Raw genomic sequence first — 15,922 nt, forward strand, 5'->3', positions numbered from 1 at the left:
TTATCGCTATATATAAGTGATTCTAAACAAGTTTTTAGATATATCAAATAAAAAAATAGTGCATGACATTATAATTATACTGTATATAATTACAGTATGAACTCTCTTACAGTTAGGCAAAAAGAAATATTTGAATTTATAAAATCAAAAATATCAGATGAAGGTTACCCTCCAACAAGGATGGAAATCTCTAATTACTTTGGGTTCAAATCTCCAAATGCTGCTGAAGATCACCTTAAAGCTCTTAAAAAGAAAGGTTTTATAGAAATCCTTTCTGGAACTTCTAGGGGAATATCTTTAAGTAATATCGATGAAGGAATACCTGTTATTGGTTTGGTTAGTGCTGGAAGTCCAATGCTCTCAGAAGAAAATGTAGAAAAAAGAATTCCTCCTCATCCTATCTCTTCGCATGGCGTAGACTATTATCTTCGTGTTAAAGGCGACAGTATGATTGATGTTGGAATTTTTGAAAACGATCTCATTGCCGTCAATAAAGACTTAAACATAAAAAAAGGATCAATAGTAATAGCAAGAATTGATGACGAAGTTACAGTCAAAACTCTTAAAGAATTTTCAGCCAATAAAGTTATTCTCAAGGCTGAGAATCCAAACTACAAGGATATTATTGTTAATCCTAATAATATCACTTTTGATTTTGAAGGAACTTGCGTTGGTTTGATTAGAAACATTTCTTAGCTAATTAAACTAAATTTTTCTATACCAAAAGTCTTTTTAATTAAATCTATCTTTTCCTCATCTTCAAGTTTATAAAAATCATTTTGACATTCCACCTCAACGTCACCGCATTTTAGATATTTAACAAACTTAAAAGCTTTGCCGGGTTTTTTAATTTTAATTCCAATTGGTCTTGAAGAGTCGGGATGAAAACCTAAAATTCTTAAACTTTTCATAACAAAAATTTGCGTGTCTTTATTTATGTAGTCTAACTCGTGTGGATTATAGTAAGTCACTTTAGGATTTTTAGGTTTGTCTTCTGGGGGAAGTTTAGTTGCCTTATTAAAACCATCAAACTCTGTGTATTCTCCAAACCTACCATTCTTTAAAAGCACAGGTAGATTACTGTTAGGTTCTGTAAATAAAATATTTTCTCCTGAGTCTCGCTCTATTAAATCAACAGCTCTATTAAGACCTATCTCCATTAAATCTTCGTCTTCGTCTGGTGCTCCATATATTTTTTTTTCATCTTTAGTTGTCCAAACACAAGGTCCATTAATGCTCAAATCAGCAAAAATCATACTTCCGTAATCTGGATGCAGGCCTATTTCTTTTGGCAATTCTTGGTAAGTCTCCCATTTAATAGAGTTATCAAATGGTTTTTTGGTCCATTTACAAGACGAACATCCTACGAAATAACCCCATGAACCAGATTTCAAACTAACCTCTTCTCCACATTTAGGACATGACCTAGTCACAGTTCCATCCTCTTTGGTCGGAAAAACTTGATGAAATAATTCTTGATTCAGAATGTCAAGAACCTGTCTTGTTTTGAATTCTTCTTTATTGCTAATTTCAACTTCATCAACCTTTTTATTCAAATAACTTTGCAATAATTCCCAAAATTTATCCAAAACATCTGTCCAAGAGATTTCTCCTGAAGAAATTTTATCTAAATCTTTTTCCATATCTGCGGTGAATTTATCTTCAATAAAAAAATCTTTAAAAATAAATTTTAAATAAGAACTAAGAACTCTACCTAGATCTGAAGGAGTTATGCTTTTAGCCCCATAAGTATATTTTTTTTCTCTTAAATTTTTGAGAATTGAAGCATAAGTTGATGGCCTTCCAATGCCTTCTTCCTCCATCTTTTTAATCAATGATGCTTCTGAATATCTTCTTGGAGGGGTAGTAAATTTTTGCTCAAAATTAATTTCTTTCAAAATTAATTCTTCTTGCTCTTTAAGATTTTCAGGAAATTCAGTAGCAGTTTCATCTGCATCTTCTTCTTTTGTCAGCAATTCAAAACCTAAAAATAAATTCTTCCTTGACGATGCTCTAAAGATATATTTTTCATCCTTTGAGGAAATTATTAGAGTTTTTCTCTCATACTTAGAATTAGACATTTGGCTTGCTAAAGTTCTATTCCATATTAAGGAATAGAGCTTCATCTCATCTCCTGCTAATTTTGCTTTTGATGGTTTTATGGAAAAATCAGTAGGCCTTATAGGTTCATGAGCTTCCTGAGAATTTGCTGCTTTTGATTTATAAATTTTTGGTTTCTCAGATAAGTATTTTTCTCCATATTCGCTAGAAATGAAATTTCTTAAATCATTGAGAATGTCATTACTTATTGAAATTCCGTCAGTTCTCAAGTAAGTAATTAATCCATCTTCGTATAACTTTTGAGCCACTCTCATGGTTCTATCTGCCGTGAAAGATAGCTTGCTTGAAGCAGCCTGCTGCAGTGTCGATGTTCTAAAAGGTGCTTTTGATGAATTGCTTTGGGGTTTAGATTCTATTTCCTTTAAATAAAAAGATTGCGAATTTAATTCGTTTTCAATTTGCTTAGCCTCCGTTTCATTAGAGACTCTTTTTTTTTCTATTTTTTCACCGTTAATGCTTGTGAGATCTGCATCAACCTGAAAATCTTTATAATTAAATTTTCCACTAAAAGGCCAATACTCTTCTGGAATGAAAGCGTCAATCTCGTCTTCTTTTTCACAAACAATCCTCAAAGATGGAGATTGAACTCTTCCTGCTGATTTTGCTCTTGAAATATGTCGCCATAAAAATGGGGAGACTTTAAACCCTATCAAATGATCTAGGATTCTTCTAGCCAAATAAGCTTCAACTAGATTTTGATCAATCTCTCTAGGATTTTTTATAGCTTCTTCGATAGCAGAAGGTGTAATTTCAGTAAAACTTATTCTAGAAACAGATTTATCTTTTAATAGTTTTTTCTTTTCAAATTTATTATTTAAATGCCAAGCTATTGCTTCGCCTTCTCGGTCGGGATCTGTTGCTAGAAAAATTGAATCATTTTCTTTGCAAAGTTTAGTTAATTCTCTTATTACCTTCTTTCCTTTTGTGGTATCGGCCCATTTTAAATCCTCCCAGTTATCTGGATTAACAGCCTTTTCTTCATTGGGTAAATCGCAAATATGCCCTAGACATGCATTGACTTGCCAATTATCTTCAGGAAATTTTGAATCCAGATAGCCTTTTATCTTTGAAGCCTTGGCATTAGATTCAACTATAACTAAATTATTCATCCTTTTTTAATATGTGACAAATGAATATATCTTGTCAAGTTTATTGAATTTCAAGACTTTCTTTTAATAAATCAGTCCCTCGAAATATAAATCCTGTATAAAGCTGAATTAAATCAGCTGATAATTTGAACCTTTTTTCTACATCTTCTTTTGTCATAAGCCCTCCCGACGAAATTAAAGTTAAATTCTCGCCACAAATACTCCTAGCAAAGCTCAGATTTTTTTCAGAAAGATTCTTAATATAATTTCCGCTGATCCCACCTTTCACATCTTTATAATGATTAATAGAAGTATTGTTAATAATGAGGCCATCTACATTGGTTTCCATACTTTTTACTAAAATTTTTTCAAAATTTTCTTCAGATTCGTCAGGAGAGATTTTTAACAGTATAGGTTTTCCCGTATCAGCTCCTTTAGCTAGTTGCTCTCTTTTATTCATAACTTTTTCAATAAGACTTGAAAAATAATCACTTAAGGAAAGATTCCTTAAATTTTCTGTATTAGGAGATGAAATATTCACTGCAATATAATCGGCATGTTGATAGACGTAATCAATTAAGTGTAAGTAATCTTTGAAGGCATCTTCAATTTTTGTTTCTTTACTTTTTCCGATACTAATTCCTAAGATTCCATTAAAGGAACGTTTATTTTTTTCAATATTTTTTATACCTTCATAAACTCCTACGTTATTAAATCCTAGAGAGTTAACAATATTTTTCTCCTTCATAAATCTATGAATACGTGGTTTAGGATTTCCCTTTTGTGGTTTCAGAGTTAGAGTTCCCACTTCGATAAAACCAAAACCCAAAGCATTTAAGATATGAAAATATTCTGCATTTTTATCCAAACCACCGGCGATTCCGATTCTATTAGGAAAAGTTAAATCCATTTTTTGAATTGATTCAACACCTTTTTGATTAGTGCTCAAAGCACCATGCATACCAATTCGATAAAGTATTTCCAAACTCTTTAAACTTAACTTACTACTGATTTCAGGCGGGAAAAAATGGGCTAACGATAAACCTAATTTATTTAAAAACACTTTTATTAATCGCCAATAGCATCTATCGCAGCAAGCGAAGTAATCAAACTTGAAAAAATTGGAAGAACCGACCTCCAGAATGAAAGTCTTGAAAGACTTGTAGTATCCCTGTTAACAATTATGGTGGAACCAGGAAGAATTTTGTCTTGCTTGAATTTGAAAAATGATGAGGGTCTTAAAGCTTGACCATTAGGCAAAATAACTAAAAGTTGATCTTCAGCAGCTGCAGAAGTGAATCCTCCCGCTAAATCTATGTAATCATAAACGGATAGATTTTCTGAATGGACAAAAGTAGCAGGCGCAAGAACCTGACCGGTTACAGAAACTGTCGAGGATTTCTTTGGGATAATAATTTGATCTTGATCTAATAAAATTAAATCTAGATCATCGTTTCTGGCTAGTTGATTCAAATCAAAGGTTGCTACTATTCTTCCAACTGGCTCTGCTTCCTTGAGTCTTTTAATGATATTGCCTAAAAGGTCTAACGCTAAACTTGCATCTTCCATTTCTTGAAGTGAGCCGGTTGTAATAGATGAAACAATTCCATCTTCAAGTTGATCAGCTGTAGCAGACAAGGCCTTTTTCTCACTTTCTGCAACCTTTTGTCTTAAAAAAATTCCTGCTTCGATATAAGCTTGTTCATTAAATCCTCCTGCTTTTGTAATTAGGTCCGACAATCTCTCCCCTGGGTTAAGAGGATAAATACCAGGGTTTTGCACTTCACCTTTGATCGAAACTAAATTTAATTGATCGTTATTTGGGTCCAAGGCAACTAGACTTTTTTTGTGTATAAAAACTGAATCGCCATCACTCAATATTAAATTTTTTGCTTCTGAAATTGTTAGCTCCTCCCTTAAGGTATCTCCAATATTAGAGATTCTAGTAACAACAATTCTATTCTCATCTGCGTATAAGTTTAATCCCGAAGCAAAATTTAAAAGGTTAATAAAATTTTCGTCCTCTTTAAGTTCGTAAATTGCTGGTCTATTTACCTCTCCAAAAATTTTGATACTTTTGCGTATAGGATTGATTAATAGTGCATCACCAGATTGTATTTTTAAATTTTGGTTAGTATTTCCCTTGATAAAAAGTTCATAAAAATCATAAATGCCAACCAGTTTATTATTTCTTCTCAATTCAATATTCCTCAGAGAACCAGCATTAGTTGGACCACCAGAATTAAAAAGAACATTTGAAATTGTCGAAAGAGGATTCATTATGTAAGAACCAGGATTTTTAGCATTACCGGTCACAAAAATCTCAATAGATCTTAAGTTAATTAAGGACATTGATATCGAAGTCCCAATTAAAGTTGCCTCACTTATTTTAGAAAGTTCTTCTTTAGCTTCAGAAAATGACAAACCAGAAAAATTAATAGAACCTAACTCAGATACAAAAACTTCACCTTCTCGATCAATAGTTGAATCAATAGTTTTTTTTATACTTCCAGAAAAATTGAACCTTAACTCATCGCCAGGTCCCAAGATGTAATTTGCAGGAGCAGCCTTAACCTCTAAAGGAGTTTGATCTGAAATATCTTCAAATAAATCGTATCCAAAACGTTTTACAATTTCAGATCCATATTCATCAAATTCAATTTCTTCTTCAGATTTTAAATATTCTATATATTCGTCAATGTCGTCTTCTGAATCTTCTATTTTAGGAGAAATAGTTGAATCAATAATACTATTCTGTTTCTCCATTCTTTCTAGAACAGATTTTCTTATTTCAGGAGGAAGATTATCCAAATCTGCCATAGATTGAGAATTTAAGATTCCTATAAAACAAATAAGGAATATGAGTCTAAATTTATTCATCTAAGTTAATTAGTGGTTGCCCCCATGACAATTTGGTTCTACAAGCTTCAAAATAATCATAATCTAAAGGATGCATCAACGTATAGCTATTTTTATTTCTTGAAATAGTAATTTCAGACCCTTGATAAACTTCAAGATCTTCCCTGCCATCAACAACTATCGAAGCTTCGACAGAACTTTTTAATTTTATTTTTAAGTCTTTATCGTTGGGGAGCACGAGAGGATTTGAAGAAGAGCTTTGCGAAAACATTGGTAAAATTGCAAATATTTCTTCTGTTGGATAGATAATAGGCCCTCCTCCAGAAAAGAAATAACCTGATGATCCCGTTGCAGTGGATACGATAACACCATCTGATTTATGTTTAGAAATTAGCTTTTCTTCTTGAAAAATTGAAAAATTAAGCATCTTCGCAACAGTTCCAGAATGAAAGACTACCTCATTTATTCCTGTCAAAAAGTCGGAATTGTCTACTTTGATGCTTAACGAAGGTCTTTTTTCTAATAAATAATCGCCTGAAAATACTTTTGGTAAAGTTTTAAATATAGAATCTACGCTTAGGTCTGTTAAAAAACCTAATCTTCCAATGTTTATTCCAAGCATAGGAATTTCATTTTCAATCAAATTCGCAATAGTTCTTATCATTGTTCCATCTCCGCCAATGACTATAACCAAATTAGACTTACTACTTTTGATTGATTTGTCTATATCATTTTCATTGACTGGGTGAGTGCCTTTAACGTCAATGTTCATTGATTTAGCAGTTTTAAGACATTGATCTAAAGCCTCTTTGAAATTTCTTGATGCAGAATGAACTATAGAAATTGCTTTTATTGGTTCCATTACTTAATTAGACACTAAAATTTGATCTTTTCTTATATTTTTTACCAGATAAATAAAAAAAGTATCAACAATTGCTATAAAAAATTTAAACACATATTTAGTAAGAGAAATACCTAATGCGGTATAGAAATCTAGTTCTCCTGCTATAACCCATACAAAGGTATAAATAAAAGTATCTAACGCTTGAGATAAAAGAGTAGAAACATTATTTCTTAGCCAAAGCATTTTCTCGCCAGTTAAAGTACGAATTTTATGAAAAACCCATACATCAAAACTTTGACTTATCAAATAAGCAGTCAAAGAACCTATTACAAAAATAGGAGAATAAACTGCCAATGTAGAAATAGCGTCATGCACGGATGAAGCGGAACTGCTTACATTTGAAGGAGGGTATAAAGTGCTTAGAACTAGCGTAAGCATGACTACCACATTTGCTACAGCTCCTATGATCACTGCTTTGGTAGCCTCTGCTCTGCCATATTTTTCATTGAGTAAGTCGGTAGCAAAATAAATCCCTGAATACATAATGGCCCCCATACTAACGGTGAAAGTCATACCAAATACTTCTAAATCACTTACCTTCCCGCCTTGCAAATTTCCCAACACAATCCCTAGGACCACTGCAATATAAAGTCCTTCTTTGCCAAAAAAATAGAAAAGGAGAATAGCTAAGGTCAAGTCATAAAGAACAGTAAAGATCCATAAAGCCTCAGGATTATTGTAAAAAAATTCTAAGCTCATCAATTTTTTATTATGGGTTGATCAATTTACTGGCTTAGTTTAACTTATATTGTCTAAATTATTTAAGAGGTGTATTTATGGCAGATTTAGCTGTATTTAGAGATGAAACAAGAAATTGGTTGGAAGAAAATTGTCCCCCTGAAATGAAAAAACCTATGACTCCACATGGCATGACGTGGGGAGGAAGAAATTGCAAATTCACTCACCCAGATCAAGAGCTTTGGTTGAAAAGATTAGGAGAAAAGGGTTGGACTGCCCCAACTTGGCCTAAAGAATATGGTGGTGGCGGACTTAATTTCGATGAGAACAAAATTCTTGCAGAAGAAATGAATAAAATGGGAACTAGAATGCCTCTTGCTAGTTTCGGATTGTGGATGCTAGGTCCAGCTCTGCTTGAATATGCTTCCGAAGAACAAAAAATGGAACACATTCCGAAAATCATTAAAGGAGAAATTAGGTGGTGCCAAGGATACAGTGAACCAGGATCAGGATCAGATCTTGCATCTCTTAAGACTAAGGCCATTGAGGATGGTGATAACTTTGTTGTTAATGGTCAAAAGGTCTGGACTTCCTATGCCAATGAGTGTGACATGATCTTTACTCTTGTTAGAACAGGTCCGCAAGAACCTAAACATGATGGAATAAGTTTTTTATTAATTGACATGGATCAATCAGGAGTTGAAACCAAACCGATAAAGTTGATTTCAGGAAATTCTCCATTTTGCGAAACTTTTTTTACCGACGCTATTGTCCCCAAAAAAAATCTAGTGCATAAATTAAATAAAGGATGGGATGTTGCAAAAAACTTACTCCAACATGAGAGAAAAATGCTCGCCAGCATGGGGCTTGGTGGATCGAAAGCTGCTAGTAAAGGTAAAACGGGCTCTGGTTTAGCAACACTTTCTAAAAAGTATGTTGAAGTGAAGGAAGATAAGATTGTTGACGAAGGTTTAAGACAGAAGATTGCAAAATGCGATATGAATGCACATGCGTTTAGTCTTACTTTGAAACGTGCCTCCGAAGAAGCTAAAAATTCTAATCATGGTCCAAGTGCAGCTACTTCAATATTTAAATTGTATGGTTCAGAACACAATAAGCAAAAATATGAAATTATGCTTGAAGCAATGGGAACCCAAGGTTTAGGTTGGGAAGGCGGTGAATTTGGTCCTGAGGAACTCGCGATTACAAGAGAGTGGCTTAGAACTAAGGCCAATTCAATAGAAGGAGGAACTTCAGAAGTTCAGTTGAATGTAATTTCGAAACGTGTTTTAGATTTGCCTCAATAATGTCTCTGGTTTTAAACGAAACTGCATCATTTTTACAAGATCAAACTCAAAAATTTGCTAGGGAAAAAACTCCCACTTCGCATTTTAGATCAATTCGAGATTCTGAGAATCCTGATTGTTTTGACCGTGAAATTTGGAAACAAATGGCTGATCAAGGCTTAACCGGAATATTGATACCCGAAGAATTCGGAGGGTCAAATTTTGGATTATCTGGAATAGGTATTGTTCTTCAAGAGCTAGGAAGAACATTAACTCCCTCTCCTCTTCTTGCTACTGCTGTCATAGGAGCAAGTTTTGTTTCTAAACTGGGAACGGAAGAGCAGAAAAAAAAATATCTTCCTGAAATTGTTAAAGGAAATATAACCTGTTGTTTTGCACTTGAAGAAGGACCTAGACATAATCCAATTGTTTCCGAAACTAATGCTGAAAAAAAAGGAAATAAATTCATTATTAACGGGAAAAAAACATTTGTAATAGATGGAGGGTTTGCTGATCTAATTATAATTGCAGCCAAAACCAAGAATGGCGTGACTCTTTTTACCGCCGACAGAGAGTCAAATGGCATCGAGATTAATCAAACAAAAATGGTTGATAGCAGAAATGCTGCAAATATAACCTTTAAAAACCTAGAAATTAACTCTGATGCTATCTTAGGGGAGTTAGATTCAGCTCAAGACATAATTAATGAAGTTTTGGATATTTCCAGGGCCGTATTAGCTGCTGAAATGCTTGGTGGAGCACTAGAGGCATTTGAAATTACTTTGAACTATCTCAAAGAAAGAGAACAATTCGGTGTAAAAATTGGATCTTTCCAAGCTTTGCAACACAGAGCTGCGAATATGTTCACAGAATTAGAACTTTGTAAATCCTGCGTTCTTGAAAGCCTTTCAGCGTTTGAAGAAAAATCCAATGACATTCAAAGACTTGTTAGTTTATCGAAAGCAAAAGTTGGTGAAACCTTCCATCTCGTATCTAATGAAGGCGTTCAGATGCATGGCGGTGTTGGTGTAACAGATGAATATGATATTGGCTTATATCTCAAAAGAGCTAGAGTTGCAGAACAAACATTTGGAAATTCTGAATTTCACAGAAACAGATACGCAGAAATAACCGGCTATTAGATTATGGCCTCTAACGGTATTACAAAACTGCTTAAAGTCATGCGGCAGCTCAGAGATCCAAAAGATGGATGCGAATGGGATAAGTTACAAACTCATGAATCTCTAATACCTTTCCTTGAAGAAGAATCTCAAGAAGTCATAGAAGCCATAAAGAATAACGATCCGGAAAATCTCAAAGATGAGCTTGGAGATTTATTGTTACAAATTATATTTCATTCTCAAATAGCTGAAGAAAATAAATTTTTTAAATTTGATGACGTTGTAAAATCGATTTCAGAGAAACTTATTCGAAGACACCCCTATGTCTTTGATCAAAAACAAAAACATACTGCTGAACAGCAAGCTGCTATGTGGAGAGAAATTAAGGAGAAAGAAAAAAATGGCTAGTGCTAGAGAGTTTGTTGTTGGTTGTACAAGCTTTTCCATTTTATTGGTTAACACTTTTTTGTTAGCTCTTTTAATGATTCCCCTTGGGATAATTAAATTTTTAATTCCAATTAAAGCTTTAAGAGTTTCATTCACTAAAATAATAATAAAAATTGGAGAAGCATGGATTTCAATTAACTCGCTATGGGTAAAAAATCTTTTGAATCCTAATATTGAAATCATCGGTTTTGAAAGTCTAAATAAAAACGAATGGTATTTGACGACATCCAATCACCAGAGCTGGGCTGATATTTTTGTTGTTCAAGAATTAACTAATAAGAAGATTCCCATGTTGAAGTTTTTCATGAAGCATGTTCTAGTTTACGTTCCGGTCATCGGAATTTGCTGGTGGGCTTTGGATATGCCGTTTCTTAAACGTTACACAAAAGAACAGATTAAAAAAAATCCCCAACTTCAAGGCCGCGACTTCAGGGAAATGAGAAAATCTCTAAATCACTATTCTCTTCATCCTGTTTCAGTTTTTAGTTATGCCGAAGGAACTAGGTTCACTAAAGAAAAACATACCAAACAAAACAGTCCTTTTAAAAATTTACTCAAACCTAAAGAAGGTGGAATGGCTCTTGCGTTGTCAGTTATACCGAGTATTAATTTTTTAATAGATATAACAATAATTTATGAGAGCCCTAAAAGAAGTTTTTGGGATTACTTATGTGGTAGGCTAAAAAATATAAAGGTTTTTGTAAAAAAAAGGCATATTCCTGAAATTTTTTTAAATGAAATGTTAGCTGAAGATGATATTTTAAGGATGAAATTTAAGGAATGGATCAATGAAATTTGGAAAGAAAAAGATGAAATGATTTCATCAACAAATTTTAATTAAATTAGAATATGAAGAGATTTTCTTTTATTTGTATAACTGTCTTCGCATTATTTACTTTTAGTGAAGAATATAAATTCCCTTTATCTGATGATAAAAAGAATTTTTACGCGAATGTTTATGACGAAGCCAAATTTATTTTAAACAAAAATCACTTCAACAAAGAAATAGCTTTAATAAATTCTGAAGTACTCAAAGAATATATCAATACGATCGACAGTCAGAAAACTATATTTACTAAAAATGAATTTAATTCTTTTTCTTTAAAACCCACATTAAATTCCAATGATGAAATTGAACTAGCTTTTTTACTTTTCAACCACTACAAAGAAAGATCATTTAGTTTTTTTGAAACACAAAAGAAATTTATCAACGATATAAAAGATGAAGATGACCTCAATAACGCAGAATTTATATTCAAGGACAGAGAAAATGTTGAAAGATTTCGATCTTATTCCCAGATTCAAAATTACCAAAATAAATTGATTCTAAGTGAATTCATCTCGGTGTACCTAAAAGAAGAAGACATAAAAAAAACAAAAGCCAAGCTTATAAAACGAATTAGTAATAGAGAAAAAAGTTTAAGAAGAATATCTATGGATGAAGTATTTAGTTTATATCTAAATTCTTACACTAGTTTTTTTGATCCACATACAAATTATTTAACTCCAACTAATCAAGAAGATTGGGAGATAAATTTAAAAGCTTCTTTAGAGGGTATTGGAGCAATTCTATCTTCTGAAGAAGGTATTACTAAAATTATTAGATTAGTACCTGGCGGACCAGCTCAAAAATCTGGATTATTAAAAGTAACAGATAAAATTGTTGGAGTTGCTTCTTCTGTGAATGAAGAAATTACCGACGTAAGAGATTGGAGAATTGACGAGGTCGTGAAATTAATCAGGGGGCCAAAATCAACAGTGGTTAAATTAGAAATTCTTCCTGCTGCGTCAGACAATGAAGATTTAGGAAAAATAATTGAAATTACAAGAGATATTGTAAAACTTGAAGATGCTGCAGCGCAAAAAAAGGAAATAGAAATTAAAAGAAGCTCGAGAAACTACAAAATTGGAGTCATTGAACTTCCTACGTTTTATATGGATTTTGAAGCCTATAATAAAAATAGATTTGATTACAAAAGTAGTTCCAGAGACGTAAAAAAAATTCTTCGTGAATTAGACGAATCGAATATTGACGGCTTGGTTTTAGACCTTAGGGGCAACGGAGGAGGATTTCTATTTGAAGCCTATTCCTTAGCAAAACTTTTTATTGGGAGAGGCAACGTTGTACAGGTGATGGAAGCAAATGGCTCCCTTCAGTCTTTAGGACATAGCATGGGTAGACAGAATTATTCTGGTCCAATAGTTATATTAGTAGACAAATTGAGTGCTTCTGCTTCTGAAATTTTAGCTGGAGTTATTCAAGACTACGATAGAGGATTGGTAGTGGGCAGTCAGACATTTGGAAAAGGAACCGTCCAACGAATGGTTGAACTTTCCCACGGGCATATAAAATTTACTGAGCAAAAGTACTATAGGGTTTCTGGTGAGAGTACTCAGAACAAAGGTGTTGAACCAGACATAAATTTACCTTTAGTCTTTAACGATGATGAAATTGGTGAGAGATCTTATGAAAATTCTTTACCTTATAATTATATTGATCCAATCTTCTATAGGTCTTTTGAGGAAATTCAAAATTTAGACTTAATTAGAACCACATCGTCAAATAGAACTGAGGCAAACGAAATGAAAATTTACCTAGAAGCGCAAAAAGACTTTTATAAAAATGAAAAAAAGCTAAATCAGATTCCCTTGAGTCTTGAACAAAGAAAAATTCTTAAATTTAAAAGAGAAGAATCAATCTTAAGTATGGAGAACCGATTGAGAGTTTCGCTAAAGTTAATGCCTTTTGAAACATATGATGATTTTGTGAATTCTGATCCGGAAGAAATCTCTGATTTGAGGGAAGAAATTGTTCTAAAAGAAGCAGCTGAAATATTAGTGGACTCCTTAATATTGAACCAAAACCCCTCTAGACTAAGTTATATATTATCGCCTCAATGAAAATATTTTCCTTCAACGTAAATGGTATTAGGGCTAGATATCATCAGTTAGAAAAATTAATCTCCATTCATAGTCCAGAAGTATTTTGTCTGCAAGAAACGAAAGTTCATAATGATGATTTTCCTCACGAAGAAATAGATAAGCTTGGTTACCATAAAATTATTAACGGTCAAAAAGGTCACTATGGAGTAGCAACTTTTTATAAAGATAATTTGATCTCATCAAGCCTTGGTTTTGAAACAGATACCAATGAAGCACAATGTCGATTGATAACTTCAGAACATAATTTTAATAAAACTAAAGTACATATAATCAATGGCTATTTCCCTCAAGGTGATAACAGAGACCACCCAACTAAATTCCCATACAAAGAAAAGTTTTTTAAAGATTTGATGAAACATTTAGATAAAAATTTCAGTAAAAATGACAATATTATTATCCTAGGCGATTTAAATATATCTCCTGAGGATATCGATATTGGGATAGGAGAAGAAAACAGGAAAAGATGGCTAACTTCAGGTAAATGTAGTTTTCTTCCAGAAGAGAGAGAATGGTTAAAAAAAATCAAAGATTGGGGATTTCAAGATTCCTATAGAAAATTTTATCCTGAAACTAATGATAAATTTAGCTGGTTTGATTATAGAAGTAGAGGCTTTGATGATTCTCCTAAGAGAGGTTTAAGGATTGATCACCTTTGGGTTACCAAAGATTTATACGATATTGCTCAGAGCTCTGGTATCGACTATGAAATAAGAGGAATGGAAAAACCATCTGACCACGCACCAGTTTGGACTGAATTTAACTTTTAGACCTTTTTTCTCTAAAGAAGTCTGTAAGTAAAAGACTCGCCTCTTCCGCCAGCACTCCCGATGTAATTTTGAATTTATGATTCAATGAGGACGAATTTGAAAGATCGTAATAAGCTTTTGAAGCGCCAGCCTTGGGGTCGTCAGCTCCAAAAATAAGTCTATTTAATCTAGAATGGATGCAAGCACCAAAACACATAAGACATGGCTCAATAGTGACATAAAGATTGCATCCATTAAGTCGATAGTTATTTAAATACGACGAGGCTTCTCTTAGGGCAATTATCTCTGCATGCGCTGTAGGATCAGAATTTCTAACGCTTTGATTAAATCCTCTGCCGATAATTTTATTTTCATAGGTTACCACAGCTCCTATAGGGACTTCTCCCGACAAAAGCCCTTCTTTGGCCATGTTCATTGCCTCAGTCATAAAGAAAATATCATTTGTTGATGAAATCATTGATTAGTCTATAAGTTTTTCTTCCGAAATATCATTAGCATCGTCCTCAAAAATTAAGTCTTTAACCGAATTTAATCTATCGACATACAAGTAGCCGAATAAATGATCTAATTCGTGTTGAAAAACTGTAGCTAGAAAATCTTCAACTATTATTTCATTTTGAATTGCTTCTTCATCTAAATAAGTTATTCTTAATTTTCTAGGTCTCTCAACAAACCCCCTCAAACCAGGAACGCTAAGACAGCCCTCCCAGAAACCCTGCTTTGTTTTATCTAATATTTCTAATGAAGGATTAATAATTACAAATTCATCTGAATCTTCTTGAATTTCGTATCTTTTAGATTCACTATCCAATTTAATTACAGCTACTTGTTTTAAGATTCCAATTTGAGGAGCTGCCAATCCTATTCCGCCGGCTTCTGCCATAATATTCCACATTTTTTTTATTAATTTCTTTGTATCTTTAGATAAAATTTCTTTCTTTAGAAGAGGTTTGGAAACTTCTCTAAGCAAGGGATTACCCATTTTTAATATGGCTTTATGACCGATCATTCAAGATACTTAAGTTTTTTAGCTTTTCTGAGAAAGCAAAAGTTATCAAAAAAATACAGAACATACTTACCGTAACTATTAATTTTTGAGCAATGACATTAGGGATTAAATCATCTTTATTTTCAATAGGATTCCCACCAATATTTAAATAGATCACATATAAAAAGGTAGAGATAGTAAAAAAAGAAATAATGTATAGATAATTTTTTGAAACTCCACTTCTACCTAAAACTAATAATAAAAATAAAGATGCAGGAATCATTAAACGAAATGAGTTTTTGGCAAAGAAAACATGCTCATCGAAATAAAGATCATATGGTGTAAATCCTACAGCTGCAAAAAAAATTGAACCAACAAAAAATAAAATAGCTCCTATAAAAGACAAAATATAATTTAAATTATCGTCTTTGAAAATTTCAGGGATTATTAAAAAGGCCAAGCCAGCAAGAGAAAAAATAGACAAAGAAAGAGCAAAAAAAGTTGAAGATAAGAAATTTACTTCACCTGAATGAGATTTATATCCTCCCAAATCACTTAAAAAATTATTTATAAAGGAATATCCTATTTGAGAAGAATCATGAATGTTACCTCCGGGGTAAAAGTACATGGAAACTAATAATCCAACTAGAAAAAATACAGATGAATACCTTATTAAATTTATGGCTAGTATGATTTTCATTTTCTTAAATGATAGCAAAG

The 15,922-nt window shown here is 32.8% G+C and carries 15 protein-coding genes; 7 read left to right on the forward strand and 8 right to left on the reverse strand.

Features of this window, described 5'->3' with window-relative positions; translation table 11 throughout:
- The first annotated feature begins 96 nt into the window (after positions 1–96).
- Positions 97–696, forward strand: a complete 600-nt coding sequence (gene lexA, locus M9C82_03515; GenBank protein URQ73037.1) for a transcriptional repressor LexA — start codon at positions 97–99, stop codon at positions 694–696.
- On the opposite strand, the gene topA is transcribed toward lexA, so the two are convergent.
- From topA to M9C82_03540, 5 genes are all read right to left on the reverse strand, one after another.
- Positions 693–3,230: a type I DNA topoisomerase gene (gene topA / locus M9C82_03520; GenBank protein ID URQ73038.1), complete on the reverse strand. Its 2,538-nt coding sequence runs from the start codon at positions 3,228–3,230 to the stop codon at positions 693–695. The two genes, lexA and topA, sit on opposite strands and share 4 nt — an antisense overlap.
- Before the next feature lie 40 nt (positions 3,231–3,270).
- Positions 3,271–4,194 (reverse strand): quinone-dependent dihydroorotate dehydrogenase, encoded by a 924-nt coding sequence (locus tag M9C82_03525; protein URQ73039.1) that lies wholly within the window; start codon positions 4,192–4,194, stop codon positions 3,271–3,273.
- Between the two features lie 83 nt (positions 4,195–4,277).
- Positions 4,278–6,029 carry an SLBB domain-containing protein gene (locus M9C82_03530; protein ID URQ73040.1) on the reverse strand — a complete coding sequence of 584 codons (1,752 nt, stop codon included), beginning with the start codon at positions 6,027–6,029 and terminating at the stop codon, positions 4,278–4,280.
- A gap of 52 nt (positions 6,030–6,081) precedes the next feature.
- The gene (locus M9C82_03535) at positions 6,082–6,930 is read right to left on the reverse strand and encodes an NAD(+)/NADH kinase (GenBank protein ID URQ73041.1); all 849 of its coding nucleotides are present in this window, start codon (positions 6,928–6,930) and stop codon (positions 6,082–6,084) included.
- Between the two features lie 3 nt (positions 6,931–6,933).
- On the reverse strand, positions 6,934–7,671 hold the full coding sequence (locus tag M9C82_03540) for a queuosine precursor transporter (protein ID URQ73042.1): 738 nt from the start codon (positions 7,669–7,671) through the stop codon (positions 6,934–6,936).
- Positions 7,672–7,748: 77 nt separating this feature from the next.
- On the opposite strand from M9C82_03540, the gene M9C82_03545 reads away from it, so the two are divergent.
- Genes M9C82_03545 through xthA form a run of 6 tightly spaced genes read left to right on the forward strand, consistent with a single transcriptional unit; the run spans position 7,749 to position 14,214 of the window.
- Positions 7,749–8,957, forward strand: coding sequence for an acyl-CoA dehydrogenase family protein (locus M9C82_03545; protein ID URQ73043.1), 1,209 nt, complete (start codon positions 7,749–7,751; stop codon positions 8,955–8,957).
- A complete protein-coding gene (locus M9C82_03550) occupies positions 8,957–10,078 on the forward strand; it encodes an acyl-CoA/acyl-ACP dehydrogenase (GenBank protein URQ73044.1) in 1,122 nt (373 codons plus the stop codon). Before M9C82_03545 ends, M9C82_03550 begins: the two co-directional genes overlap by 1 nt.
- A gap of 3 nt (positions 10,079–10,081) precedes the next feature.
- On the forward strand, positions 10,082–10,465 hold the full coding sequence (locus M9C82_03555; GenBank protein ID URQ73045.1) for a MazG family protein: 384 nt from the start codon (positions 10,082–10,084) through the stop codon (positions 10,463–10,465).
- Positions 10,458–11,345 carry an acetyltransferase gene (locus M9C82_03560; GenBank protein URQ73046.1) on the forward strand — a complete coding sequence of 296 codons (888 nt, stop codon included), beginning with the start codon at positions 10,458–10,460 and terminating at the stop codon, positions 11,343–11,345. Before M9C82_03555 ends, M9C82_03560 begins: the two co-directional genes overlap by 8 nt.
- 8 nt (positions 11,346–11,353) lie before the next feature.
- The gene (locus tag M9C82_03565; GenBank protein ID URQ73047.1) at positions 11,354–13,405 is read left to right on the forward strand and encodes a carboxy terminal-processing peptidase; all 2,052 of its coding nucleotides are present in this window, start codon (positions 11,354–11,356) and stop codon (positions 13,403–13,405) included.
- Positions 13,402–14,214, forward strand: coding sequence for an exodeoxyribonuclease III (gene xthA, locus M9C82_03570; GenBank protein URQ73048.1), 813 nt, complete (start codon positions 13,402–13,404; stop codon positions 14,212–14,214). Before M9C82_03565 ends, xthA begins: the two co-directional genes overlap by 4 nt.
- On the opposite strand, the gene tadA is transcribed toward xthA, so the two are convergent.
- The 3 genes from tadA to M9C82_03585 are packed head-to-tail and all read right to left on the reverse strand — an operon-like array spanning position 14,204 to position 15,902.
- Positions 14,204–14,671 carry a tRNA adenosine(34) deaminase TadA gene (gene tadA, locus M9C82_03575; protein ID URQ73049.1) on the reverse strand — a complete coding sequence of 156 codons (468 nt, stop codon included), beginning with the start codon at positions 14,669–14,671 and terminating at the stop codon, positions 14,204–14,206. The genes xthA and tadA overlap by 11 nt on opposite strands.
- A 3-nt stretch (positions 14,672–14,674) precedes the next feature.
- Positions 14,675–15,223 carry a peptide deformylase gene (gene def, locus M9C82_03580; GenBank protein URQ73050.1) on the reverse strand — a complete coding sequence of 183 codons (549 nt, stop codon included), beginning with the start codon at positions 15,221–15,223 and terminating at the stop codon, positions 14,675–14,677.
- Positions 15,210–15,902 (reverse strand): hypothetical protein, encoded by a 693-nt coding sequence (locus M9C82_03585; GenBank protein URQ73051.1) that lies wholly within the window; start codon positions 15,900–15,902, stop codon positions 15,210–15,212. Before M9C82_03585 ends, def begins: the two co-directional genes overlap by 14 nt.
- Positions 15,903–15,922 lie beyond the last annotated feature (20 nt).

Source organism: SAR86 cluster bacterium (genome assembly GCA_023703675.1).
Lineage (GTDB): Bacteria > Pseudomonadota > Gammaproteobacteria > Magnimaribacterales > AG-339-G14 > AG-339-G14.